This is a genomic window from Terrabacter sp. RAF57 (assembly GCF_052113925.1).
GTDB lineage: Bacteria > Actinomycetota > Actinomycetes > Actinomycetales > Dermatophilaceae > Terrabacter.
This window is the reverse complement of the sequence record NZ_JBFRDT010000002.1, coordinates 299,629-325,133: the sequence shown is the minus strand read 5'-3', so window position 1 is coordinate 325,133 and position 25,505 is coordinate 299,629. Positions and strand designations below refer to the sequence as shown.

Annotated in this window: 22 protein-coding genes; 18 read left to right on the top strand and 4 right to left on the bottom strand. The window is 72.2% G+C overall.

Translation table 11 applies throughout. The annotated features are described in order from the left end of the window. The first annotated feature begins 195 nt into the window (after positions 1–195). The 5 genes from AB4Y83_RS03315 (at position 196) to AB4Y83_RS03295 (ending at position 7,694) form a co-directional block, all read left to right on the top strand. Complete coding sequence (locus tag AB4Y83_RS03315) at positions 196–3,648, top strand: DUF7379 domain-containing protein (protein WP_442296019.1); 3,453 nt, start codon at positions 196–198, stop codon at positions 3,646–3,648. Between the two features lie 61 nt (positions 3,649–3,709). Further along, positions 3,710–4,585, top strand: coding sequence for a caspase family protein (locus tag AB4Y83_RS03310; RefSeq protein WP_442275109.1), 876 nt, complete (start codon positions 3,710–3,712; stop codon positions 4,583–4,585). 139 nt (positions 4,586–4,724) lie between these two features. Beyond that, positions 4,725–5,924, top strand: a complete 1,200-nt coding sequence (locus AB4Y83_RS03305; RefSeq protein WP_442275108.1) for an acyl-CoA dehydrogenase family protein — start codon at positions 4,725–4,727, stop codon at positions 5,922–5,924. A 40-nt stretch (positions 5,925–5,964) separates the two neighbouring features. Beyond that, positions 5,965–6,567, top strand: coding sequence for a general stress protein (locus AB4Y83_RS03300; protein ID WP_442296018.1), 603 nt, complete (start codon positions 5,965–5,967; stop codon positions 6,565–6,567). Positions 6,568–6,620: 53 nt separating this feature from the next. Next, a complete protein-coding gene (locus AB4Y83_RS03295; RefSeq protein WP_442296017.1) occupies positions 6,621–7,694 on the top strand; it encodes a hypothetical protein in 1,074 nt (357 codons plus the stop codon). Between the two features lie 99 nt (positions 7,695–7,793). Here AB4Y83_RS03295 and AB4Y83_RS03290 read toward each other — a convergent pair whose 3' ends face one another. Then, positions 7,794–9,338 (bottom strand): aminopeptidase P family protein, encoded by a 1,545-nt coding sequence (locus tag AB4Y83_RS03290; RefSeq protein WP_442296016.1) that lies wholly within the window; start codon positions 9,336–9,338, stop codon positions 7,794–7,796. Between the two features lie 135 nt (positions 9,339–9,473). Between AB4Y83_RS03290 and AB4Y83_RS03285 the strand changes: the two genes are divergently transcribed. After that, complete coding sequence (locus AB4Y83_RS03285; protein ID WP_442296015.1) at positions 9,474–11,018, top strand: threonine/serine ThrE exporter family protein; 1,545 nt, start codon at positions 9,474–9,476, stop codon at positions 11,016–11,018. A 29-nt stretch (positions 11,019–11,047) separates the two neighbouring features. Further along, on the top strand, positions 11,048–11,677 hold the full coding sequence (locus AB4Y83_RS03280) for a MaoC family dehydratase (RefSeq protein WP_442275380.1): 630 nt from the start codon (positions 11,048–11,050) through the stop codon (positions 11,675–11,677). A 65-nt stretch (positions 11,678–11,742) separates the two neighbouring features. Here AB4Y83_RS03280 and AB4Y83_RS03275 read toward each other — a convergent pair whose 3' ends face one another. Next, complete coding sequence (locus AB4Y83_RS03275) at positions 11,743–12,885, bottom strand: hypothetical protein (protein ID WP_442275103.1); 1,143 nt, start codon at positions 12,883–12,885, stop codon at positions 11,743–11,745. Next, the gene (locus AB4Y83_RS03270) at positions 12,882–13,460 is read right to left on the bottom strand and encodes a SigE family RNA polymerase sigma factor (protein WP_442275102.1); all 579 of its coding nucleotides are present in this window, start codon (positions 13,458–13,460) and stop codon (positions 12,882–12,884) included. Before AB4Y83_RS03270 ends, AB4Y83_RS03275 begins: the two co-directional genes overlap by 4 nt. 139 nt (positions 13,461–13,599) lie before the next feature. On the opposite strand from AB4Y83_RS03270, the gene AB4Y83_RS03265 reads away from it, so the two are divergent. Together AB4Y83_RS03265 and AB4Y83_RS03260 are read left to right on the top strand one after the other, a co-directional pair. Next, positions 13,600–14,490, top strand: coding sequence for a PHP domain-containing protein (locus AB4Y83_RS03265; RefSeq protein ID WP_442296014.1), 891 nt, complete (start codon positions 13,600–13,602; stop codon positions 14,488–14,490). Beyond that, positions 14,487–15,101, top strand: a complete 615-nt coding sequence (locus tag AB4Y83_RS03260; RefSeq protein ID WP_442275100.1) for a MarC family protein — start codon at positions 14,487–14,489, stop codon at positions 15,099–15,101. Before AB4Y83_RS03265 ends, AB4Y83_RS03260 begins: the two co-directional genes overlap by 4 nt. A 20-nt stretch (positions 15,102–15,121) precedes the next feature. Here AB4Y83_RS03260 and AB4Y83_RS03255 read toward each other — a convergent pair whose 3' ends face one another. After that, positions 15,122–16,351 (bottom strand): acetyl-CoA C-acyltransferase, encoded by a 1,230-nt coding sequence (locus AB4Y83_RS03255; protein WP_442275099.1) that lies wholly within the window; start codon positions 16,349–16,351, stop codon positions 15,122–15,124. 170 nt (positions 16,352–16,521) lie between these two features. Between AB4Y83_RS03255 and AB4Y83_RS03250 the strand changes: the two genes are divergently transcribed. From AB4Y83_RS03250 to AB4Y83_RS03210, 9 genes are all read left to right on the top strand, one after another. Beyond that, the gene (locus tag AB4Y83_RS03250) at positions 16,522–17,772 is read left to right on the top strand and encodes an acetyl-CoA acetyltransferase (RefSeq protein WP_442296013.1); all 1,251 of its coding nucleotides are present in this window, start codon (positions 16,522–16,524) and stop codon (positions 17,770–17,772) included. 49 nt (positions 17,773–17,821) lie between these two features. After that, complete coding sequence (locus tag AB4Y83_RS03245) at positions 17,822–19,339, top strand: carotenoid oxygenase family protein (RefSeq protein ID WP_442275097.1); 1,518 nt, start codon at positions 17,822–17,824, stop codon at positions 19,337–19,339. Continuing rightward, positions 19,323–20,327 (top strand): winged helix-turn-helix transcriptional regulator, encoded by a 1,005-nt coding sequence (locus tag AB4Y83_RS03240; protein ID WP_442296012.1) that lies wholly within the window; start codon positions 19,323–19,325, stop codon positions 20,325–20,327. Before AB4Y83_RS03245 ends, AB4Y83_RS03240 begins: the two co-directional genes overlap by 17 nt. Positions 20,328–20,452: 125 nt before the next feature. Beyond that, on the top strand, positions 20,453–22,228 hold the full coding sequence (locus AB4Y83_RS03235) for a class I adenylate-forming enzyme family protein (RefSeq protein WP_442296011.1): 1,776 nt from the start codon (positions 20,453–20,455) through the stop codon (positions 22,226–22,228). Then, the gene (locus AB4Y83_RS03230; protein WP_442296010.1) at positions 22,225–23,163 is read left to right on the top strand and encodes an NAD(P)H-dependent flavin oxidoreductase; all 939 of its coding nucleotides are present in this window, start codon (positions 22,225–22,227) and stop codon (positions 23,161–23,163) included. Before AB4Y83_RS03235 ends, AB4Y83_RS03230 begins: the two co-directional genes overlap by 4 nt. A gap of 55 nt (positions 23,164–23,218) precedes the next feature. Beyond that, positions 23,219–24,103 carry a RecB family exonuclease gene (locus AB4Y83_RS03225; protein WP_442296009.1) on the top strand — a complete coding sequence of 295 codons (885 nt, stop codon included), beginning with the start codon at positions 23,219–23,221 and terminating at the stop codon, positions 24,101–24,103. Beyond that, a complete protein-coding gene (locus AB4Y83_RS03220) occupies positions 24,096–24,290 on the top strand; it encodes a hypothetical protein (RefSeq protein ID WP_442275092.1) in 195 nt (64 codons plus the stop codon). Before AB4Y83_RS03225 ends, AB4Y83_RS03220 begins: the two co-directional genes overlap by 8 nt. Then, positions 24,287–24,613, top strand: a complete 327-nt coding sequence (locus AB4Y83_RS03215; protein ID WP_442296008.1) for an FkbM family methyltransferase — start codon at positions 24,287–24,289, stop codon at positions 24,611–24,613. The genes AB4Y83_RS03220 and AB4Y83_RS03215 overlap by 4 nt, the downstream gene beginning before the upstream one ends. Positions 24,614–24,626: 13 nt before the next feature. Next, entirely contained in the window at positions 24,627–25,421 is a 795-nt protein-coding gene (locus AB4Y83_RS03210; RefSeq protein WP_442296007.1) for a ParA family protein, read from the top strand. The last annotated feature ends 84 nt before the right edge of the window (positions 25,422–25,505 follow it).

The window sequence follows — 25,505 nt, the reverse complement described above, 5'->3', positions numbered from 1 at the left end:
TGTCACCCTCCTTGGGGTCTGGCGTGCGGCCGTGTGCCACTGCGCTCGCGAAGAGACTGGCGCATCCAGCGGGTCCCGCGCAACGGAATTGATTCCGCGTGGCTTCGAGTGTTTGCCGCGATCTGTATCACCGAGCCCCCCGTTCACCTCTACCGTGGCAAGGAGCAGGGGAGACGTCTCGGAGGGAGCCCAGGTATGCCGTCCGCGTCCTTCGGCGGGGGAGCGGTGCGCGTGCGTGCGCCCCGCGGCTACGACGCGTCCGCCGCGACCGACCGCACCGACCGGGACCTGCCGTCAGGAGACCGGCGGGCGGCCGAGCGGGCCGCCCTCGTCGAGGCCCTGCGCACCGACGACTTCGTCGTCGTCGACCGGATCGACCTGACACCACAGCGATCTCGCGACCTCGGTGGTCCCGCGCCGGCCAACAGGGTGGGCACCGTGAAGCTCGACGTCGACGTGCCGGCCGGCAACGACGCCGTCATCCTGCTCGAGCGCGACGGGGTCTACTCGTGGCACCTGCCGGTCGATGCGGCCGAGCGCACGCGGTCGATCGACCCCGGCCCCCGCACCGTGTCCTTCGCCCTGTCGGTGCAGCCGGAGCGCCCGCGCCGTCCGCGACCGCGGTCACGGGGCCTCGACGGGCCGGGCGCAGAACCGGCTGACCGTGGGCTGCTCGGCGATCTCGCCCACGGCGTCCTCCAGGCGATCGTGCTGCGCTTCGCCGCACCCGTCATCGTCGGCAAGGTCGTCGAGCGACTCGAGTCGGGCGTGCGCACCGGGCTCGTCCACGTCACGGGGGGAGCGCTCGACGCGTGGAAGCCCGTCGGCTCGCTCGCGGAGGTGGGCCTCCCCACCGACCGCGCGGCACGGGTTCTGCTCCTCGTCCACGGCACGTTCTCGTCGACCACCAGTGCCTTCGGGGCTCTCGCCGTCACGCCCGGCGCGGAGGGCTTCGTCGACACCCTCGTGTCCGCGTACGACGCCGTCATCGGCTTCGACCACCGCACGCTCAGCGTCGACCCGGAGCGCAACGCCCGCGACCTGCTCGCCCTGCTCGCGCCCCACGACGGCGAGCTCGTCCTCGACGTCATCACGCACAGCCGCGGCGGGCTGGTCACGCGGTCGTTCGTCGAGTCGGTGCTGCCGGGTGCCGGACTGCGCGTGGCGGTCGACTCCATCGTCTTCGTGGCCTCCACCAACGGCGGCACCCACCTCGCCGACCCAGAGCGCTGGCACGACCTCGTCGACCTCTACACGAACCTCGTCATGGTGACCGCCGCCGGTCTCTCCCTCGTGCCCGGCGGGGCCCCCTTCGCGGCCGTCGTCAGCGGTGTCGTCCGTGGCCTCGGCGCGCTCGTGAAGTACCTCGTGTCGTATGCCGCCGGCGACGACGGCGTGCCCGGCCTCGCCGCCATGACGCCCGACGGGCCCTTCGTCACGACCCTCAACGAGGACCAGCCGGGCCAGCCCCGGCCCGGGACGAGCTGGTACGTCGTCTCGTCCGACTTCCACGTGTCGCTCCTCGACGACCACCACAACCCGCCCGAGTTCCCCCGCGAGCTCGCCGTCCGTCTCGCCGAGGGCTTCGTCGACAGGATCTTCAAGGGGCGCAACGACCTTGTCGTCGACACCGACTCGATGTCGGCGATCGGCCTGCCGACCGGCGGCTACGTGCGCGACACGTTCGCGCTCGGCACCAACGACGTCGTCTACCACGTCAACTACTTCTCGCAGCTCTCCGTCATCGGTGCGATCTCGCAGTGGCTGCCCCTCGGGCTCGGCGCGTCCGAGGAGGAGGCGCACCTGCCCGAGTGGATGACCGCGGGGCCGGTGCTCGGCGCCGACGGTGGTGGTGACGAGCGTGGACTCGAGATGGCCGAGGTGGAGGCGCCGACCACCGCCGCCCGGCCCCCGACGGCCGCCCGTCCGCCGTCCGCGACCAGGCCTCCCGGCACGACCGCACGCCCGCCTGCGAGACCCTCCACCGGCCCGCGGGCGGAGCCGCCGGCGCGGACGGGCGTCCGGAAGGCGACGTCGAAGAGGGCGACGGCGACGAAGGCGACGAAGGCGACGGCGAAGAAGGCGACGCGCCGCGACCGCGAGAAGCCCCCGAGCGCTGGACCGACGAGCCCTCTCGAGGGAACGACGGAGGCCGAGCTCGCGGCGGAGATGCCCTCCACGGTGTCCCCGGGTGCCGACGCCACGGTGCGGGTCCGGCTGGCACGGCAGACGCTGGCACCGACGGAGGGCACGGTCCACGTCTCGAGGACGGTCCACGTCGACGCGGAGCGCCCGATCAGCGTGCAGGTCTACGCCAAGGACAACGTGCAGGTCCTCGAGACCGACGCCAAGGTCTTCGGCCTGCCGAGCGGCGACTGGGCCAGCGAGCTGACCTTCCGGGTACGTGCCCTCGCGCCCGGGCCCGTCCGCGTCTCCGTCGTCCTGCGACAGGGCTGGGTGCCCGTCGCCTCGGTCACCCTGGAGTCGACCGCAGCCGCTGCGGGGCTGGTCGCCGCGACGCCCGTCACCGCCACGGTCCACACCGGCATCGACGCCCCAGAGCTCGACGGCCTGCCCTGCCTCGACATCGTCGAGAGTCGTCGCGTCACGGGCGAGCGCGTCTACAGCTATGCGCTCCGGCTCGTGCCGGGCGAGGCCGAGCGGGTCTTCGAGTCGGCACCGATCCTCGGGCGCGACGAGTTCGTGCGCGACCGGATCGCCGAGGTGGAGCGGGTCATCAAGGACCCCGACCTGACGCCGCGCCAGAGGATGTCGCAGCTGCAGAACACCGGCACCATGCTCTTCGACCAGTTCTTCCCCGAGGACATGCAGGCCTACCTCTGGGAGCACCGCGACCTCGTGCACGACCTCATCGTCTACACCGACGAGCCGTTCGTGCCGTGGGAGCTCGTCCACCTCAAGCCCGCTCGCGGCAAACGCGGCACCACGCCACGCTTCCTCGCGTCCGGCGGGCTCGTGCGCTGGCAGCTCGGCAGCTTCCCGCCCCGGGCTGTCCGCGTGCGGCGGGGCCACGCACGGTCGATCTGTCCCGTCTACGCCAACCCGATGTTCAAGAACGACGTCGGTGCCGCCGAGGCCGGCTACCTCAAGGACCGGTTCGGCGCCAAGGCCGTGACGGCGACCCCGAGCGGCGTCGAGCGTCTCCTGCGCGGCGGCGGCTTCGACCTGCTCCACTTCTCGGGCCACGGGGCGGCACGTTCCGACGACATCGCCGAGGCGAAGGTGCTGCTCAAGGGCCAGCGGCGCGGCACCACCGTGCGCGAGCAGTACCTCAGCTCGACCGACGTGTCCCAGAACCTCGACTGGACCGGACCCGACAGCGTCGGTCCCATCGTCGTCCTCAACGCCTGCCAGACCGGACGGTCCGGCGAGCTCTTCACGACGGTGGGCGGTTTCGCCAAGGCGTTCCTCGACGCCGGTGCCTCGGCCTTCGTGTCGTGCCTGTGGTCGGTCCAGGAGGAGCCGGCACGGGTTTTCGTCGAGACGCTCTACGAGGAGCTGCTCAAGGGCACCCAGATGTCCCGGGCGAGCGCGCTGGCCCGGGCGGCCGCGCGGGACGCGGACGACCCGACGTGGCTCGCCTACGTCGTGTACGCGAGACCTGACGCGGTCCTCGAGACACTGTGAAACGGCATACACCCCAGTCGAACCCGCTCAACCGAGGGGTTCCGAGAAGGAAGGAACGGCCATGGCAAGCAGGGCTCTGTGCGTGGGGATCAACGAGTTCGAGTCGCTGCCGCAGACGAGCTGGCTCAACGGCTGCGTCAACGACGCGAACGACATCGCCAAGGCGCTGCGGCCCCTCGGCTTCACGGCCCGCGCGACGACGGTGCTCACCGACGCCGGCGCGACGAAGAAGGCCGTCATGACGGCGCTGACGACGCTCGTCGACACCGCGAAGGCCGGTGACCACCTCATCTTCACCTTCTCCAGCCACGGCACGCAGGTGCCCAACGAGCCCGGTGGCGACGACGAGCCGGACGGTCTCGACGAGGCCTTCGCGTGCCACGACATCCGCCAGAAGGGCGACCAGTGGGACCGCGACACCGTCATCGTCGACGACGAGCTGCGCGACCTCTTCGCCCGCGTGCCCGCCGGCGTGCTGCTCGAGGTGCTGCTCGACACGTGCCACAGCGGCACCGGCCTCAAGGACCTCGACGAGATCCTCCAGGCCCAGCTCCTCGGCCGCAAACCGCGCTACCTTCCGCCACCCACCCCCCGCGGACTCGACCAGTCCCGGGCGATCCGCGCCGTCACGCCGGTGCGCACCGTCGACCGCAAGGCGCTCGTCGAGCTGACGAAGAGCCGCGCCACGGCCTCGAAGCCCGTCCTCTTCGCGGCGTGCAAGCCCAACCAGACGGCGTCGGACGCGACGTTCGACGGCCGCTCCAACGGGGCCTTCACCTACCTCTTCCTCAAGGCCATGAAGGCAGGCCCGACGGCGACCCGCACCGAGCTGCTCCGCACCGTGACGGCCGGGCTCAAGGACGGCGACTTCAGCCAGCGTTCGACGCTCGAGGGTCCGGTCAAGGCCAAGAAGGTCGCCTTCGGCCAGCTCTGGTAGCTGGTGGCTCCGACGAACTCCGGTGACCGAGGACACAGGTGTCGACACTCACACGCGGGCGCGCTGACCGCGTGCCCGGGGCGACGGCATACTCGGTCGCAGTTGTCCGAGAGCCCAGACGCAAGGTGGCGATCCGAGCATGTCCCGACTGCAGCAGACCGACGGCCTCACCGAGGAGCAGACCGAGCTGATCAAGCTCGTCCGTGAGTTCGTCGACGAGCAGATCATCCCCGTCGCCATGGAGCTCGAGCACCGGGACGAGTACCCCCAGGCCATCGTCGACGGAATGAAGGAGATGGGGATCTTCGGGTTGATGATCCCCGAGGAGTACGGCGGCCTGGGCGAGTCCCTGCTGACCTACGCCCTCTGCGTCGAGGAGATCGCGCGCGGCTGGATGAGTGTCAGCGGCATCATCAACACCCACTTCATCGTCGCGTACATGGTGCTCCAGCACGGGACCGAGGAGCAGAAGCAGCACTACCTGCCGAAGATGGCGACGGGCGAGATCCGGGGTGCGTTCTCGATGAGCGAGCCGGGCTGCGGTTCGGACGTGGCCGCCATCAAGACCAAGGCCGTCAAGGGCGACGACGGCGAGTGGTCGATCACCGGACAGAAGATGTGGCTGACCAACGGCGGCTCCGCCAACCTCGTCGCCGTCCTCGTCAAGACCGACACCGGCGCCGACTCCGTCTACAAGAACATGACGACCTTCCTCGTCGACAAGGAGTCGGGCTTCGGCGAGACCGCCCAGGGCGTCACGGTGCCCGGCAAGATCGACAAGATGGGCTACAAGGGCGTCGACACGACCGAGCTCATCTTCGACGGGCACCGCACGACCGACGCGCAGATCCTCGGAGGCGAGCCGGGCAAGGGCTTCTACCAGATGATGGACGGCGTCGAGGTCGGCCGTGTCAACGTCGCTGCCCGCGGATGTGGTGTCGCGAGAAGGGCTTTCGAGCTCGGCATCTCCTACGCCCAGCAGCGCGAGACCTTCGGCAAGAAGATCGTCGACCACCAGGCCGTGCTCTTCCGCCTCGCCGACATGGCCGTCAAGGTCGAGGCCGCGCACGAGATGATGGTCAAGGCCGCCCGCAAGAAGGACTCCGGCCAGCGCAACGACCTCGAGGCCGGCATGGCGAAGTACCTTGCGTCCGAGTACTGCTCGCAGGTCGTCGAGGACAGCTTCCGCATCCACGGCGGCTACGGCTACTCCAAGGAGTACGAGATCGAGCGCCTCTACCGCGAGGCGCCGATGCTGCTCATCGGCGAGGGCACGGCCGACATCCAGCGGATGATCATCGGCCGCCGCCTCGTCGAGGACTACAAGCTCAAGGCCTGAGGGCCCCTCTCCACCGGAGCGGGGATGCGAGGATGGACGCATGAGCCTGCAACCGAAGGGTCCGGGGGGACGCCAGGGATTCGCGACACTCTCCCTGGAGTACCCCATGTCGCTGGGTGTGTTCGAGCAGTACGTCGACGCGCAGAAGGCCGTCGACACGCTCTCCGACAACCAGTTCCCGGTCGAGAACTGCCTCATCGTCGGCACCGACCTCAAGCAGATGGAGCGGGTGACCGCGCGCCTCACGTGGGGACGTGTCGCTCTCGGCGGTCTGCTCTCCGGCGTGTGGCTCGGGCTCTTCGTGGGCCTGATCCTCTCGCTCTTCTCCCGCCCCTCGAACCCGTTGACCCTGCTGCTCTACACCGCCCTCTACGGCGCCGTGTTCGGCCTCATCTGGTCGCTCGTCGGCTACGCCTTCACCCGCGGTGCACGCGACTTCTCGTCGGTCAGCCAGGTCGTCGCGACGCGCTACGAGGTCTTCTGCGAGCACAAGTTCGCCCAGCAGGGTCGCCAGATCCTCGCCGACGCGGGCATCGGCGTCGGCGGCCGGGCGGGCATCGGCATCGCCCCGGTCACTCCGACCTCGCCGCCGACGCAGCCGTCGGGTCCGGACCAGCCGGGTCCACCGCCTCCCGCCGGCTGACGCAGCTGCAACGAAAGCGCTCGCCCAGGTGTCCTTCCCGATGACGGATCCCGATGAAGGAGCGCCCGATRCAGTCCCGAAGGCCTCGCCCGTATGCCGTCGGCCGCGTCCTCGCGACCGGCGTCGCCGCCGCGCTGGCGCTCGTCGCGTGCGGCACCACCACCGCGCCCCAGCCGGGGGAGACGTCGCTCGCCGGCGGCCCGGTGCGGCCCGTCACCAGCCAGCCCGTCGAGGCCGACGGGGGTCTGCGGTGCCCCGAGTCCATCGACACCGCGGCCCTCGACAAGCCCGTGCCCGTGCCGCAGAAGCCGCAGGGCGTGGACGCCACGGGTCGGCTCCTGCCCGACCGCGACCCGACCTCGCTCGTCATCTGCGGCTATCCGGCCGCGGACATCATGAAGCCGGTCTCGGCCCCGTTCCGCCTGGCCAAGCGCGCCGTCGCGAGCGACGCGCAACGGGCGGCACTGGTGGAGGCTCTGACGTGGTCGCCGCGCGACACCGGGGCCCAGCGGGTGTGCACGCTCATGGCCGGCAACGAGACGGCATACGTCGTCGGGGCCGCCTACGGTGACGCGATCGTGTGGGTCGGCGCGCTGGCCGACGCCAACGCCTGCTCGACGTCGACGAACGGCGACTTCCGGTCGGGTCCCGGCCCGGCGGTCGTGCTCGACCAGATGTTCGGCAGCCGCACCCCTCCCTCCGCCGGGGTCGCCGCGTGCAACCGGGCGTCGTGGGGACGCCTGGGCGACGACCGGAGCCTGGCCCCGGAGGGCAACCCGACGGCGACCGTGTGCCGTGACGCGGCGGACGGCACGGTGAAGGCGGCGCAGCTGGACGCCGCGAAGTCGGCCGAGGTCGCCGCGGCGCTGCGCGCCTTGCCGACGAAGCCGACAGGGCAGACGTGCCAGGGCCCGGACAACCCGAGCAACGGGCGATTCACGCTCCTGCTCACGTATGCCGTGGGGCCGCCCGTGCGCCTCTCCATCGACCCGGACTGCGCACCGGCCGTGCTCGGCTCGAACCTCGAGTCCGCCGACGCGTCCTCGCTCGTCGAGCTCGTCGAGCGGTGGAGCGCGAGGATCCCCGGTCCCGACCTGAACGGCTCGGTGTCGTCGACGTCGCCCTGACCCACCGAACGCGGCGTTCGGTCTCGAAAGCGGTGGCCGGGCCGCTGAGCTCGAGACCGAAGCCGCGTTCGGTCAGGTGGGGGAGGGTCGGTCAGGCGCTCAGGCCTCGGCGCCGTCCCAGATGCGGGCGATCCACTGCTCGACCTCGTCGGAGCTGCGCGGCATCGCGGCCGAGAGGTTCTCGCAGCCGTCCTCGGTGATGAGGATGTCGTCCTCGATGCGCACGCCGTTGCCGCGGAACTCGTCGGGGACGAGCTCGTCGTCGGCCTTGAAGTAGAGGCCCGGCTCGACGGTGAGGACCATGCCCGGCTTCAGCTCGGCGTCGGAGTACTCCTCGCGGGTCGCGAGGGCGCAGTCGTGCACGTCGATCCCGAGGTGGTGGCTCGTGCCGTGCACCATCCAGCGGCGGTGGTGCTGACCGTGGTCGGCGTCGAGCGTGCCCTCGACGTCGATGCCCTCGGGGAGCAGGCCCCACTCATGGAGGTGCTCGGCGATGACGCGGATGGCCGCTGCGTGGACGTCGCTGAACCTGTTGCCCGGCTTGCAGGCGGCGATGCCGGCCTCCTGGGCGGCGAACACGGCGTCGTAGATCTTGCGCTGCGCGTCGGTGAAGGTGCCGCTGACCGGCAGGGTGCGGGTGATGTCGGCGGTGAAGAGCGAGTCGACCTCGACGCCGGCGTCGAGGAGCAGCAGGTCGCCGTCCTTGATGTCGCCGGTGTTCTTGATCCAGTGCAGCGTGTTGGCGTGGTCGCCGCTGGCGCAGATCGAGTCGTAGCCGACACCGTTGCCGTGGTGGCGGGCGTGCAGGCCGAAGACGCCCTCGACCCAGCGCTCGCCGCGGCCGCGGCGGACCGCCTCGGGCAGGTCGGCGATGACGGCGTCGAAGCCCTTGTGGGTGCCGTCGACGGCGTCGCGCATCTGCTCGACCTCCCACTCGTCCTTGACGAAGCGGAGCGTCGAGAGGAACGCAGCGAGCTGCTCGTCGGCCTCGCGCTGGCGGTCGACGCGGGTCTCGGCCTCGGCGGACTCCTGCGTCTCGGCCGCGGCGGCGCGGGCCTTGTCGACGCGGGTCGCGACCTCCGCGTCGGCGTCGCGCACGACGCGGATCGCCACCTGGCCGGCGTCCTTGCCGACGGCCTCACCGAACTCGTCGATGTGGCGGGCCGTGACGCCGAGCTCGGACTCGATGTCGGCGAGAGTGGGGCGGGCCCCGACCCAGAACTCGCCGTAGCGCGAGTCGCCGAAGAACTCCTCGGTGTCGCGGTCGGCGAGCGGGCGGAAGTAGAGAACGGCCTCGTGCCCGTCGCCGGCCTCGCCGTCGGCGGAGGCGCGCGGCTCGAGCACGAGCACGGCGTCGGGCTCGCGGTCGCTGCCGAGGCCCGTCAGGTGGGCGAAGGCGCTGTGCGGACGGAAGACGTAGTCGCAGTCGTTGCTGCGCACCTTGAGGCCGCCGGCCGGGACGACGAGGCGCTCACCGGGGAAGGCGGCACTGACGGCGTCACGGCGACGGGCTGCGTGGTCGGCGACCTCGGCCCGGGGGGTCACCCCGGTGTCGCGCGGCGCCCAACCTGTCGCGACGAAGGCCCGGAACTCGTCGGTCGTCGGGCGCTTGCGGCTCGGAGAGGTCTTCTGCTCTTCACTCATCACCCCGCCATGGTGCCACGCGGCACGGGGACCGCCGAACCAGGTTTCCCCGCGCCCGCGTACCTCCCGTCCCGCTCCCGCCGGGCACCCCGGTGGGGTACCTGCGGGTCCGGGGCGGTGGCATACGGTCTGGGGGTGGCCCGCACCGACCGACCCGCCCGGCCGACCACCGCCCACCGGAGCCTGCCCTCGCTGAGGGCGAGCACCCGTCGGGCCATGAGACCGAGCGGGCCGCCGACCGACGAGATCCCCATCTGGACGACRCCGGACGGGGTCGACTCGGTGACCGCCCAGGCCGTCATCGACCTCGCCATGCGCGCCGGCGTCGCGATGATCGCCACCGGTGCGGCCGCCGCGGACGTCACGGCGACCGTGCTCACCCTGACCAAGGCGTACGGCCTCAGCTCGGTCCACGTCGACGTCACCTACACGTCGGTCACAGTCTCCTACCACCGCGGCCCGAACGCCGACCCGATCACCGTCATGCGCATCGTGCGGTTCCGCGTGCAGGACTACACGCGGCTCGAGCGCCTCCGCGGGCTCATCGTCGACCTGTCACAGGACCCGGTGCCCGTCGACGAGGCCCGGGTGCGCTTCGACTCGGTCATCACGGCCCCACACCCTTACCGCCGCTGGCTCGTCACCGTTGCCGGCGGCGCGCTCGCGGCGGGTGCCGCCGGCCTCGTGGGCGCTGGGCCGTTCATCATCCTGCTCAGCTTCCTCACCGCGACGGTCGTCGGCCGCGTCCTCAGCTGGTTGACCGGCGCGGGCGTCGCGGCCTTCTTCGCGCAGTGCGTCGGCGCGGCCATCCCGACCGCAGTGGCGACCCTCGTCGTCGCGGCCCAGTCGGCCGGGATGACCTTCGTCGGCGACGTGTCACCCTCGCTCGTCGTCGCGTCCGGCATCGTGCTGCTGCTCTCGGGACTGTCGGTCGTCGGCGCCGCCGAGGACGCCCTCGAGGGCTATTACGTCACGGCCGGCGCGCGGGCTTTCGAGGTGATCGTGCTCTCGCTCGGCATCGCGGTCGGCATCTCCGTCGTGCTCTCCCTCGGCAACCGGCTCGACTACCCGATCGCGATCAGCTCGCAGACCTTGCTCAGCGACGACGTCGTCGTGCAGGTCGTCTGCGCCGTCATCATCGCCGTCTCTTTCGCCGTCATGTCCTACGCCAGCGGCCGTGCGGTCGCCGTGGCCGGGGTCGCGGGCGGCCTCGGCTGGGCCGTCCTCGCGCTGGGGGAGCGGCTGCTGCAGCTCGGCGCTGTGAGCGCGTCGGCGACGGCCGCGCTCGTCATCGGCTTCGCAGCCCGGCTCGTCGCCCGGCACCTGACCATCTCTGCGCTCGCCGTCACGACGGCCGCGATCGTGCCGCTGCTGCCAGGGCGGATGGCCTACGAGGGCATCTCGCAGATCGTCACGAACCCCGACGGCAACGGGTTCGCGGTCGGCGTGCCGACGCTCCTGCTGTCCTTCGGGCTCGGCCTCGGGCTCGCCGCGGGCGTCTCGCTCGGCACGTACTTCGCGAGCCTGCTCGTCGCCAAGAGCCAGGGCGTGCGGCCGCGTCCCGCCGCCGGCGCGACCCTCCCCGCCGACCCCGACCCCGACGCGTCCGGCAGCACCGCGCCGGTGCTCTCCGAGACGAGCGACCTCGCTGCCACGAGCGACGCCGACGCGCAGGCGTGAGCAAGCACACGGCATACGACCATGGGYGTATGCCGCCCGCTCCGGCAGGCTGGGAGCCGCTCGTCCCAGCGGGGCCGGGTGACCACCTTCGACGAGGAGCGGGCATGCAGTTCGGACGCAGCTACGAGGAGTTCGAGGTCGGTGCGGTCTACCGGCACTGGCCCGGCAAGACGGTCACGGAGTACGACGACCACCTCTTCTGCCTGCTGACGATGAACCACCACCCGCTCCACCTCGACACCCACTACGCCGCGGGGTCGACGCAGTTCGGGCAGAACGTCGTCGTCGGCAACTACGTCTACTCGCTGCTCCTCGGCATGTCGGTGCCGGACGTGTCGGGCAAGGCCATCGCCAACCTCGAGATCGAGTCGCTGCGCCACGTCGCGCCGACCTTCCACGGCGACACGATCTACGGCGAGACGACCGTGCTCGACAAGTGGGAGTCGACCTCGAAGGACGACCGCGGCGTCGTCCACGTCGAGACGATCGGCTACAAGCAGGACGGCACCGTGGTGTGCATCTTCCGGCGCAAGGTCATGGTGCCCAAGGAGAACTACCTCGAGGCCCGCGGCGGCGAGCAGCCCGGCCGCCCCGTGCCGGTGCCCGACAAGAACTGGCCCGGCCGCGAGGCGGCTCCCGAGGCACGCGGCCAGTCCTGACCCACGGGGGTTGAGTGGAGATCTCCCGGCACCAGGTGCCGGAAGACCTCCACGGACGCGTGACATCAGGAGCTAGGGAACTCCCACGACGCGACCTTCTGCGTCTCGCCCCCGCCGGTCACCGTGACCGTGCCCTTGACCTCGGACTGGGTCGACCTCGCCACGAACGGGGTGCGTCCGCCGACCGGCTGGCCGTAGGCGACCGTGAAGGCGTCGGCCGGGTCGGTCGAGGTCAGGGCGATCGGTCCGGCAGTCACCCACCCGACGGCGAGGTCGTGCTCCGTGCCGGGCGCGGCAACCGAGTGCGGCTCGACCCCGACCTGCAGGCTGCCGGCGTCCTTCAGGGCGAGGGGGCCGCTGCGCCGACCGAAGCCGAAACGCTCGCCGTCGCGCCACAGCAGGACCGACGTCCGTGCGCTCACGGTGACCACGGCCGCGTCCACGCCTCCCGCCCGCCCGCTTCGCAGGGCGGCGCCGTCGGCGAGCCAGTCGACGGCGGGTGTCGCGGTGGTGGTCGGCCGGGTCCGGCTCCAGATGATCCCGATCACCTGCTCGGGGTCGGCGGAGCCCAGGTCGCTGCGGAAGACGGACCCGACAGCCTTCCTGCTCGTCGGGTCGCTGAGCGTGCCCCGGCTGCTCCCGGCTCCACCCGTCGCCAGGCCCGGCGCGGTCACGAGCTGGGCCATGGCGTAGCCGGTCTCGGGCCCCTCGGCTCCGGTGAGGGCGTAGCCGTAGACCACGCCCGGCTGGCCGGACTCGGACGGCATGAGGAAGCTCGCTCGACCGAGGGGCGTCGCCGGAACGGTGCGCACCACGGTGCGCTGGACCTCAGCACCGTCGGACAGCTCCCACCGCTCGACGACCTGACCGGCACCCGTTGGAGACACGTCCACCGTCACGCCGGCCCCGACCCGGGGCACACCGGCGTCGAAGGTCGTGCCGTCGAGGACCAGGGGGGCGTCGGTCACCACACCGTTCGTGGTCGTGGGGCCGGCCGGGAGGGCGCGGGGCTGGCCCGTGCCGAGCTGGACCGCGATGACGGCGATGCCGGCGACGGCAGCAGCGACGAGGCCCGTGGTCGCGACGCGGCGGCGGCGCACGACGCGCCGTCCCCGCGTCAGCACGGTCTCGGGATCGAAGGCCAGGCCCGTGACGTGAGCCGCGTCGGCCAGCGCCGCCCTGACGTCTGTGTCCGGTGCTGCATTCATCGGGCGCTCCTGCCTGCATCGGTGCGGTCATGGGTCTCGGTGGGCGGGGCTGCGTCAGGTGCCTCGGCGCTGTGCGTGGCGGCCAGGGCCGTGCGGAGGGAGGCGAGGCCGCGGGAGCCGGCGCTCTTGACGGCGCCGACCGAGATGCCGAGCACGTCGGCCGTGGCCTGCTCGGACAGGTCGGTGTAGTAGCGCAGGACGACGACGGTGCGCTGCTGCTCCGGGAGCGTGCGCAGCAGGCGCACGACGAGGTCGCGGTCGTCGCTCGTCCCGACCGCGTCGCGCCGGGTCCGCCCTCCGGGCGTCTCCGGCGGGGTGTCGGTCGTCAGCTCGCGTCGCGTCGCGCGCCACACGTCGGTGCGGTGGTTGACGAGGATCCGGCGGGCGTACGCCAGTGCCTCGCCCTCGCGCACCCGCGGCCAGGCGACGTACGTCTTGACGAGCGCTGCCTGGGTCAGCTCCTGGGCGGCGTGGTGCTCCCCCGTGAGCAGCCACGCCGTGCGCAGCAGGGCGGGCCCGGCCTGCTCCATGAAGGTCGTGAAGTCGGTGTCGCGTGCGGCACTGCGGCGGCTCACGTCGTTCCCCTGTCCGTGCTCGTCATGCCCTACCTACGGGCCGTGCCCCGCAAAGGTTGCCAGCAACGGTGACCGGACGCTCACCGGCACGGACGGGGCGTGGCCGAGGCGGCCCGCGGACGCCCCTACGCTTGGGGGCGTGACTCCGACCGGGACCGACAGTGCAGGGCACCCACGCCCGGTCATCGACCTGCACGCCCACTCGGCGGTCAGCGACGGCACGGAGACACCGACCGAGCTCGTCGCCGCTGCAGCCACGGCCGGCGTCGACGTCCTCGCCATCACCGACCACGACACGGTCGGCGGCTGGGCCGAGGCCGCCGACGCAGCGCGTGTCCACGGTGTGACGCTCGTGCGCGGCATCGAGATCTCGTGCGCCTGGCGCCACTCCTCGATCCACCTGCTCGGCTACCTCCCCGACGCCGACGACCGGCCGCTCCGGGACGAGCTCGCTCGTGCCCGAGACTCCCGCTCGACGCGTCTCGAACGGATGGTCGCGCTCATGGCGGCGGACGGCATACCCCTGGGCTACGACGAGGTGCTCGCGCAGGTCGGCCCCGGTGCCACCCCGGGACGCCCCCACATCGCCGACGCCCTCATCGCCAACGGCACGATCCGCCACCGCGACGAGGCGTTCCGCTCGTGGCTCGGCGACGACTCGCCCTACTATGTCGGCCACTACGCGCCCGACCCCGTCCGGGCCGTCGAGCTCGTGCGCGCAGCGGGCGGGGTGCCGGTCATCGCGCACCCCTTCACGCGGACCCGGTCGGGCGACCTCGACGACGCCCTCGTGGCGCGGATGCGCGAGGCCGGGCTCGTGGGGCTCGAGGCGCACCACCGCGACCACGGGCCCGAGGAGGTCGCCCGCGCGACGGCGCTCGCCGACCGGCTCGGGCTGCTCCTCACGGGCTCAAGCGACTACCACGGCGAGGGCAAGCGCAACCGCCTCGCCGAGAACACGACGACCCTCGAGGTGCTCGAGGCGATCGAGGCAGCCTCGAGCGGGGCCACGGAGGTCATCAGGCCGTGAGCGTCGTCGACACGACCGTCTTCCTCAGCACCTTCATCACCCTGGTCGTCATCCTCGACCCGCCCGGCGCAGTGCCGATCTTCCTCGCCCTGACCGGTTCGCTGACCAAGGTCCAGCGCCACGTCGCGGCCCGTCGTGCCTCGCTCGTCGCCGTCTTCGTCATCGGGATGTTCGCGCTCTTCGGCAAGAGCATCCTCGACTACCTCCACATCTCGATCGCCGCGCTCCAGGGGGCCGGCGGCCTGCTCCTGCTCCTCGTCGCGCTCGAGCTGCTGACCGGCAAGGAGTCCGACTCGCTCGCCGACGCAGGCGTCAACGTGGCCCTCGTGCCGCTCGGGACGCCGCTGCTCGCGGGTCCGGGCGCCATCGTCGCGACGATGCTCGCGGTGCAGGGCTCGGACACGACCGGGGCGTACGTCGCCGTCGGCTCCGCCCTCGTCGGGGCGATGCTCGTCGTCTACCTCGTGCTCCGCTTCGCCGGGCAGGTGCGCCGACTGCTGCGTGAGAGCGGCACGATGCTGCTCACCCGCATCGCCGGGCTGCTGCTGTCGGCGATCGCCGTGCAGATGGTCGCCGACTCGGTGCGGGCGTTCGTCAACGGCGAGGGCTGACGGCCGAAGCGCCGGGCCGCTCAGCCGTCGACGCGCTCGACGAGCACGGCCGTGCCGAGGCCTGCGGCACCGCTGACGGCCGCGACGCCCCAGCGCCCGCCGCGGCGCTCGAGCGCCTCGACGCACTGGCCGACGAGGATCGCGCCCGTCGCCCCGAAGGCGTGCCCCATCGCCATGGTGCCGCCGTCGGGGTTCATCCGGTCCGGCCCGGCGTCGAGGTCGCGGCGGAAGCGCAGGCACAGCGCAGAGAAGGCCTCGGCGAACTCGAAGACATCGACGTCCTTGGGAGACAGGCCGGCCCGCGCTAGCACCTGCTCGACGGCCGACTGCCCGGCCGTGAGCATGACGACGGGGTCGACGGCCGTCGAGGCGGCGGCGACGATGCGGGCCCGTGGCACGAGCCCCGCCGTCCGAGCCGCCCTCGCCGCACCGATGAGCAGCAGCGCTGCCGCGTCCGCGACGGCAGGGGAGGTGCCCACCGTGTGCAGGTGCTCGATCCGGTCGAGGGGGCGTATGCCGTGCGCCGCCGCGAGCGCGATGTCGTCCTGGCCGTCCGCCCCCAGCTGCGCGAAGGCGGGCGCCAGGGCCGCGAGGGACTCGGCGGTCGTGCCGGGCCGGACGAGCTCGTCGTGGTCGAGGCCGGGGCCGCGGTCGTCGGCCGGTACCGGGACGAGCGACCGGGCGAAGGCGCCCTCCACGCGGGCCCGCGTCGCCTTGGCCTGCGTCTCGAGGGCATACGCGTCGAGCTGCTCGCGGGTGAAGCCCTCGAGCGTCGCGTTGAGGTCTGCAGCGATGCCCATGTGGACCGAGCCGAGACGGCGCACGAGGGCGGGGTCGGCATACAGCGCGCCGCGGTCGGCGAACATCGGCACGCGCGACACGCTCTCGACGCCCCCGGCAACGGCGAGCGAGAGGTCGCCGGCGCGGACCCGGGCCGCAGTCTGGCCGACGGCGTCGATGCCGGACGCGCAGAAGCGGTTGAGCGTGACACCCGGCACGGAGGTGCCCCAGCCGGCGACGAGGGTGGCCGTGCGGGCGAGGTCGGCGCCCTGCTCGTCGACCTGGGTCGCGCAGCCGAGCGTCACGTCGTCGATGCGCTCCGGGTCGATCCCGGTGCGTTCGACGAGGGCCCGTTGGAGGTGCACGACGAGGTCGACGGCGGTGAGGCCGTGCAGCGACCCGCGCGCGGACCCGCGCCCGCGGGGGGTGCGGACGACATCGAGGACGTACGCATCGTCGCCGTCGTCCATGCGTCCTCCGTTCGGTCCTGCCGGAGCTCACGAGACCTGCCGCTCCTGGTCGGCGGCCCGGACCCGCAGCGGCCGCGTCGCACCCGGCGAGTCACTCTGCTAGTTGTAGTACCGTGCCCGGAGAAGGGCAAGGCTGGGCACCGACGGCGGCGTCGGGAGCGGAGGCGGACATGACGGGCGGCAGCTCGAGCACCTCCCCGACGGGGGTCTGGGTGCTCGGTGGCTCGCAGACGGACTTCGCGCGCCACCTGACCCGTGAGGGGCGAGACGTCTCCGACCTCGTGGGGGAGATCGTCGACCGCACCCTCGAGGCGAGCCGCGCCGGCGCGGCCGAGGTGGAGGTCATCCACGTCGGCAACGCCTTCGGCCAGCTCTTCACCGGTCAGGGCCACCTCGGGGCGATGCCCGCGACGGTCCGGCCCGACCTGTGGGGGGTTCCGGCCGCCCGGCACGAGGCCGCGTGCGCGTCGGGCGGGGTGGCGCTGCTCGCCGCCATGGCCGACCTCCGGGCAGGGCACTACGACTGCGCCCTCGTGCTCGGCGTCGAGCTCGAGAAGACCGTGCCCGGCGACGAGGCGGCCACGCACCTCGGCGCGGCCGCCTGGGTGGGCCACGACGGTGAGGGCGCTCGCTTCATGTGGCCCCACGTCTTCAGCGCCATCGCCGACGAGTACGACCGGCGGCACGGCCTCGACGACGCCCACCTGCGCGCCATCGCGGCTCTCAACCTCGCGAACGCCCGACGCAACCCCAACGCCCAGACCCGCGGCTGGGATGTCCCGGACCTCACCGGCCCCGACGCCTCCGACGACACGCGAAACCCCGTCGTCGAGGGCCGGATCCGCCGCTACGACTGCAGCCAGGTCACCGACGGCGCCGCGGGGGTGGTCCTCGTCTCCGACGCGTGGCTGCGCGACCACCCGGGGCGACGACCCGTCGCGCGCATCGAGGGATGGGGCCACCGCACCGTGGGCCTCGGGCTCCGGCAGAAGCTCGACCGTGACCGCGACGAGCTCTACGTCCTGCCGCACGTGCGCCGGGCTGTGACCGACGCGTTCGACCGGGCCCACGTCACCCTCGAGGACCTCGACGGGTTCGAGGTGCACGACTGCTTCACCCCGACCGAGTACCTCGCCATCGACCACATCGGGCTGACCGGTCCGGGGGAGTCGTGGAAGGCCGTCGAGGACGGCTCCATCGCGCTGGGTGGTCGCCTGCCCATCAACCCGAGCGGTGGGCTCATCGGCGGCGGCCACCCGGTGGGGGCCAGCGGCATCCGCATGCTCGTCGACGCGGCCAAGCAGGTCAGCGGGACTGCCGGCGACTACCAGGTCGAGGGTGCCCGCACCTTCGGCACGCTCAACTTCGGTGGCAGCACCGCCACCACCGTCAGCCTCGTCGTCGGTGCCGTCGCCGACTGAACGCGAACTCCCCGAACCACGGAAACCACTGAGAGCCAAGGAGACCCGGATGGATGTCGACATCGTCGGTCGGATGCTGTCGACCCTGCCCGCGGACGACGACCATCCCTACCGCACGGGCCCGTGGCAGCCGCAGACGACCGAGTGGAGGGCGGACGACCTCGACGTCGTCGAGGGTGAGGTGCCCACCGACCTCGACGGGGTCTACCTCCGCAACACGGAGAACCCCGTCCACCCCTCGCTCAAGCACTACCACCCGTTCGACGGCGACGGGATGGTCCACGTCGTCGGCTTCCGTGACGGAAAAGCCTTCTACCGCAACCGGTTCGTGCGCACTGACGGCTTCCTCGCCGAGCAGGAGGCAGGACAGTCGCTGTGGGCCGGGCTCGCCGAACCGCCCTACCTCTCGCTCCGCGAGGACGGCTGGGGCGCCCGGCGCCAGATGAAGGACGCGTCGTCGACCGACGTCATCGTCCACCGCGGCACGGCCCTCACGAGCTTCTACCAGTGCGGCGACCTCTACCGCGTCGACCCGATGTCGGCCGAGACCCTCGGCAAGGCGACGTGGAACGGCCGCTTCCCCTTCGACTGGGGCGTCTCGGCCCACCCGAAGGTCGACGACCGCACCGGCGAGCTCCTCTTCTTCAACTACAGCAAGGAGGCGCCGTACATGCACTACGGCGTCGTCGACGAGGCGGACGACCTCGTCCACTACGTCGACGTCCCGCTGCCCGGCCCGCGGCTGCCGCACGACATGGCCTTCACCGAGAACTACGTCGTGCTCAACGACTTCCCGCTCTTCTGGGAGCCGGAGGCCCTCGCCAAGGGCGCACACGTCGCGCGCTTCCACCGTGACATGCCGAGCCGCTTCGCCGTCATCCCGCGGCGCGGGAAGACGAGCGACATCCGGTGGTTCGAGGCCGACCCGACGTACGTCCTGCACTTCGTCAACGCGTACGAGGACGGCGACGAGATCGTCCTCGACGGCTTCTTCCAGGGCGACCCCGAGCCGCAGGACAACGGCATGGGCAACCGGTGGGAGCGGGCCTTCCGCTTCCTCGCCCTCGACCGCATGCAGGCACGCCTGCACCGCTGGCGGCTCAACCTCCGCACCGGCCTCGTCACCGAGTCGCCGCTCTCCGACAGCATCACCGAGTTCGGCATGATGAACGGCTCGTACGCCGGTGGGAAGTACCGGTATGCCTACGCCGCGACCGGCAAGCCCGCCTGGTTCCTCTTCGACGGCCTCGTCAAGCACGACCTCCACTCGGGCACGGAGGAGCGATACTCCTTCGGAGACAACGTCTTCGGCAGCGAGACCGCGATGGCGCCGCGCGTCGGGAGTGCCGGCGAGGACGACGGCTACCTCGTGACCCTGACGACCGACATGAACGACGACGCCTCCTACTGCGTCGTGTTCGACGCCGCCCGGGTCTCCGACGGGCCGGTCTGCAAGCTCAGGCTGCCCGAGCGGATCTCGAGTGGCACCCACTCGACCTGGGCCCCGGGTGCCGAGCTGCGACGGTGGAGCACGGCGGACACGGCAGCGGATGCGATCGGTCTCTGAGCCGGTGGTCGACGACGTCGACCCCGGCACCGTGCCCACCCGGCTCGATCCCGGGTCGACGAACGCCATCGGACGCATGCTCGGGCTGCTCGGCGACGAGTGGACCCTCCTCATCCTCCAGCGGGCGCTGCGCGGCACGACCCGCTACGGCCAGTTCCTCGACGAGGTCGCCATCTCCAACGCGGTCCTCACCTCCCGCCTCGCGACGATGGAGCGCGAGGGCCTGCTGCGCCGCGTCGTCTACCAGGAGCGCCCCGTCCGGGCCGAGTACGTCCTCACCCAGCGCGGCCGTGGGCTGTGGCCGGTCACCATCGCGATCTGGGACTGGGAGCGACGCTGGGTGCCGCGGCACGCCGCGACGCTCCCGGCGATGCGCCACGCGCTCTGCGGCCAGAACTTCGCACCGGTCCTGACATGCACGGGCTGCCGCGAGGTCGTGCGCTCCGGCGACGTCCACGCCGAGTGGGGGCCGAGCGGCTCGTGGGAGCGGTCCGTCCCGGAGTCGACGACGCGACGGCGCTCAGACCCCCGCGTGGACCGGTCCTCTGYGGGACTCTTTCCCGAGACGATGGCGATCTTCGGCAACCGCTGGTCCTCCGCCCTCATCGGCGCCTCCCTCCGGGGGCTGACGCGCTTCGGTGACTTCGAGGAGGCACTCGGCGCGCCGCCGAGCCTCGTCGCCGAGCGGCTCCGCGCCTTCTGTGACATCGGCGTGCTCGAGGCCAGGGGTCGCCGGAAGGGTGGTGCCGACGGCCGAGCCGAGTACCACCTCACCGACAAGGGCCACGCCTTCTACCCGGTCGTCGCCGTGGCCATCGACTGGGCGCAGCACTGGTATGCCGCCGAGGAGGGTCCCGCGCTCGTGCAGCAGCACGTGCCGTGCGGGTCTCCGCTCGCCGTCGCGCTCGCCTGTGACCAGTGCTCGGCCGACCTCCACGGCAGCGACATCGAGGTCGTGCCACGCGCGCACCGCCGGTCCGACCGCTAGAGGCGAGCAGCCACTCCCCAGACGAAGCACCCGCAGCCGCAACGCAGCTCAGGCACACGTACACGCACACGTACACGCACATCGCAGTGACCACCTCACGCCGAACCACGAAGGAGCGCCGAGCCATGGCGAACGCACGGGGACTGCACGCGCCGGAGAAGGTCGCCGACTACCGGGCCAGGGGCTGGTGGGGCGAGGACACCCTCGACGGGCTCTTCGCCGAGCGGGTGCGCGCCCGCGGGGACGCCCTTGCCGTCGTCGACCCCGCCAACCGCGAGGCGCTGCTCGGCTCGGCGCCGCGACGGCTGACGTGGCGCGAGCTCGACGACGAGGTCACGGCCCTCGCCGCGCGACTGCTGTCGCTCGGTCTCGTCCGAGGTGACGTGGTCGCGGTCCAGCTCGCCAACTCGGTCGAGCTCGTCGAGGTCTACCTCGCGGCCTGGCGCCTTGGCGTCGTCGTGTCGCCGTTGCCCGTGCAGCTGCGCGAGCGCGAGGTGGCCGCCATGTGTGCGAGGGCCGGCGTGACGGCATACCTCGGCAGTGCCCGGTTCGGTGACCGGGCCCTGGCCGCGGACGCGGCGACGGCGCTCGGTGGGGTGGAGTCGGTGCAAGCCGTCATCGCCTACGGCCCCGAGGAGGAGACGGCCGACGTGCCCATCGGCCTCCGCGTCTGGCACCCGGGGCCGGCCACGGACGCTGATCGCGAGGCGGTCGAGGCACGCGCCGCCGCCGACCCCAACGAGGCCAACGACGCCGTGACGATCTGCTGGACGTCGGGCACCGAGAGCGCGCCCAAGGGCGTCCCGCGCTGTCACATGGACTGGCTCGCCGTCGGCGTCGCGACCACCGAGGCACCGCAGGTGACGGTCGACGACGTGCTGCTCAACCCCTTCCCGATGATCAACATGGCCGGCATCAGCGGGATGTTCCTGCCGTGGCTGCTCACCGGCTGCGTCCTCGTGCAGCACCACCCCTTCGACCTGCCGACGTTCCTCGGCCAGGTCGCCGTCGAGCGCGCCACCTACACGTGCGCCCCTCCCGCGCTGCTGTGGATGCTGCTCGGCAACGAGGCGCTGATGGCGACTGTCGACGTCAGCAGCCTGACGCGCATCGGCTCCGGCTCGGCGCCGCTGCAGCCCGCGATGGTGCGCGGCTGGCAGGAGCGGCACGGCATCAGTGTCATCAACTTCTTCGGGTCCAACGAGGGGATCGGCCTGCTGTCGAGTCCTGTCGACTTCCCTGACCCCGACGACCGCGCGCAGTTCTTCCCGCGGTTCGGCGCGCCGGGGGTCACGTGGTCGACCCGGGCCGGGGAGTGGACCGACACCCGGCTCGTCGACATCGTCACGGGCGAGGACGTCACCGAGCCCGGCCACCCGGGTGAGCTGCACATCAGCGGGCCGAGCGTCTTCGCCGGATACCTCAACGGCGAGGAGCTGCAGAGCCCCTTCGACGACCGCGGCTACCTGCGCACCGGGGACCTCTTCGAGATCGCGGGGGACCACGGACAGTTCCTCCGCTACCTCGACCGGGCCCGCGACCAGGTGATCCGCGGCGGCATGAACATCGCCCCGGCCGAGCTCGAGGGACTCATCGCCGACCACCCGGCCGTCGCCGACGTCGCCGTCATCGGCGACCCGGACGAGCGGCTCGGCGAGCGTGTCGCGGCCGTCGTCGTGCTCCGCCCGGGCACGAGCCTGACGCTCGACGAGCTCGTCGGGTGGCTGCGGGAGCGGAGCATCGCCTCGTTCAAGCTGCCCGAGCGGCTCGAGGTGCGCGACGAGCTCCCCCGCAACCCCGTCGGCAAGGTGCTCAAGCGGCTCCTGCGGCAACCGGACGCGCCCGCGGTCCGCGACCTCCCCGACGCTGGCGGAGCCGGGACGCCGGGGGCGAGGGGGTGACGCCGCAGGAGCTGCTCGCGGCGCTGCGGCTCCCCGTCGTGGCGGCGCCGATGTTCCTCGTCTCGGGGCCCGAGCTCGTCGTCGCGGCGGCCCGGGCGGGCATCCTCGGCGCTTTCCCGACGCAGAACTGCCGCACGCCCGAGCAGCTCGACGAGTGGCTGGGAGCGATCGCCTCGGGCTCGGGTGACGCACCGTGGGCGGTCAACCTCGTCACGCACCGGAGCAACACGCGCCTGGCCGACGACCTCGCCCTCGTCGCGGCGCACCGACCGCCCGTCGTCATCACCGCCCTCGGCTCGCCGCGTCCGGTCATCGACACCGTCAAGGCCTACGGCGGGCTCGTCGTGGCCGACGTCATCGACCTCGTCCTCGCCCGCAAGGCGATCGCGGCGGGCGTCGACGGCCTCGCCTGCATCAGCGCCGGGGCCGGGGGACACACCGGGCACCTGTCGCCCTTCGCCTTCGTCTCCGCGGTGCGCGACCTCTTCGACGGTCTCGTCACCGTGGGCGGGGGCATCGCGGACGGTGCCGGCGTCGCGGGCGCTGTGGCCGCGGGTGCCGACCTCGTCTACATGGGCACCCGCTTCCTCGCGACGACGGAGAGCCGGGCCGCCGACGACTACAAGCAGATGGTCGTCGCGCACGGCCCCGACGACCTCGTCGTCAGCGACGGCATCACGGGAGCCGATGCGTCCTGGCTGCGGCCGAGCCTGCGGGCTCACGGGCTCGACCCCGACCACCTCGTGCACGACGGGGTCCGCAGCTACGACGCGGCCGAGTCACCGGCGAAGAAGTGGTCGCAGCTGTGGGCCGCCGGGCAGGGGCTCCAGAGCATCCGGTCGGTGCTCCCGGTCGCCGACGTCGTCGACGAGCTCGAGCGCGAGTTCCGGGCCGCCGCGGCACGCCTCGACCGCGTCGCCTCCCGCCCCCACTGACCGGGGCTGGGGATGTCGTCGGCTGGATGTCGCGGGCGGGTCGTAGGGTGTCGGCGTGACGACGGGACCGGCTGAGCAGACGACCTTTGCGGGCATGCCCACGCCGCTCTACTCCGGCTCGCCGTCGCGGCTGCTCGCGTGGCTCGACTGCCCGCGGCGCTACCGCATGCAGTACCTCGACCGACCACGCCCACAGGCCCGCCCGCAGCGCGCCCACACCTCGGTCGGCATCGCGACCCACAACGCACTCCGCGACTTCTGGGACCTCCCGGTGGGCCAGCGGACGCCGGCCGGCGTCGCCGAGCTCGTCCGCTCGTCGTGGATCGACGTGGGCTTCCGTGACCCCCAGCAGTCCGCCGGGTGGCGGCTGCGGGTCCGCGACGCCGTCACCGAGTACCTCCGGTCCAGCGACCGCGACAACCAGCCCGTCGGCATCGAGCGCAGCGTCTCGCTCAAGACCGACGAGGTCGCCATCACCGGCCGCATCGACCGGCTCGACGACCGCGCGGGCGAGCTCGTCGTCGTCGACTACAAGACGGGCCGCCAGGTCCCCACCGAGGACGACGCGCGCACCTCGCTGCCCCTCGCGTTGTATGCCGTCGCAGCCTCCCGGATGTTCCGCCGGCCGTGCCACAGGGTCGAGCTGCACCACGTGCCCTCCGGCACGATCGCCGCGCACGAGCACACGGACGAGTCCCTCGCGCGCAAGATCGCCGAGGCCGAGTCGATCGCCGCCGACCTGCGCCGGGCCGACGCCGAGTTCAGGGAGCTCGGCGTCGAGTCGACGAGGTTCGCGCCGCGCACCTCCGCGATCTGCTCGTGGTGCGACTTCCGCGCGCACTGCCCCGAGGGCCAGCAGATGGGCCCCGAGAAGTCCGACTGGGCCGGCCTCGAGGCCGCCGGCTACGAGACGACCCCACCGGAGCGCGACGATGCCTGAGCCCACCACTGAGCCCACCACCCGGTCCGCACCCGAGCGCGACCTGCGGCCGGCGTTCCTCGCGGCCACCGATCACGTCATCGCGATCCTGTCCCGGGACGGCGTCGCCGCCGCCCGGCACCAGCCGAGCGCGCTGCCCGAGTGGAGCGTCGGCGGCCTCGTGGCCCACCTCCCGGCAAGGCGATGATTCCCGTCGACATCGAGGTCGCCCGGTTCGACGGTCTCGCGATCACGGACGTGCCCGACCTCGTCAAGATCGACGTCGAAGGTGCGGAGTACCGCGTGCTCGCAGGGATGTTGCCGTCCATCGCGCTGTGGTCACCACTGCCGGTCATCCTCTGCGAGGTCGGTTGGGGTGCCGGGCACCCGGAGTGGCCCCAGGAGCTGGCAGCCTTCGACGCGCTGAAAGCGCTCGGCTACGGGACCACGCTGGTGAACGGCGACGAGGTGGACGTCCGCGACCTGCGGAGCACGACGGACGTCCTGTTCATCCCGGGCCCCCGCGCCTGACACACTGTCGGGCATGGGGACCCGCAGCCGTAGCAGCGACGTGAAGAGAGCACCGACCGTCGTGGCCCTGGCCAACCAGAAGGGCGGCGTCGCCAAGACGACGTCGGTCGCGAGCATCGGCGCCGCGCTCGCCGAGCTCGGGCAGCGCGTCCTCCTCGTCGACCTCGACCCGCAGGCCTGCCTCACCTTCTCGCTGGGCGTCGACCCCGACACCGTCGAGCGGTCGATCCACGACGTCCTCACCGGCTCCGCCGAGCTCGATGACGTCGTCGTCACGTGCGAGGAGGGCATCGACCTCGTGCCATCGGCGATCGACCTCGCGGGCGCCGAGGCCATGCTGCTGCCGCGACCCGGTCGCGAGTACGTCCTGCGCTCGGCCCTCGAAGGCGCCGACACGGCATACGACGTCGTGCTGCTCGACTGCTCGCCGAGCCTCGGGGTGCTGACGCTCAACGCGCTGACGGCCGCCGACGCCCTCATCATCCCGATGCCCTGCGAGATGCTCAGCCACCGCGGTGTCGGACAGCTGCTCGACACCGTCGCCGACGTGCAGAAGATCCTCAACCGCGACCTGGAGGTGTGGGGCATCCTGCCGACCCTCTTCGACGGTCGAAGCAACCACGCGCGCGAGGTGCTCGCCGACGTGGGGGAGCGCTACGACCTGCCCGTCCTCGAGCCACCGATCCCCAAGACCGTGCGCTTCGCGGAGGCACCCGCCGTCGGCCGCTCGATCCTCACGACGGCCCGCACGTCGAAGGGCGCGCAGGCCTACCGCGAGGTCGCCGCCTCGCTGCTCGCGAGGCTGTGAGCAAGGTCCCAGACGTTCGACCGGACCCGCCGACGGGGAATGAACCGTGGTGAGGGCGCGCTGCACCTGAGAGCGTCGCCACCC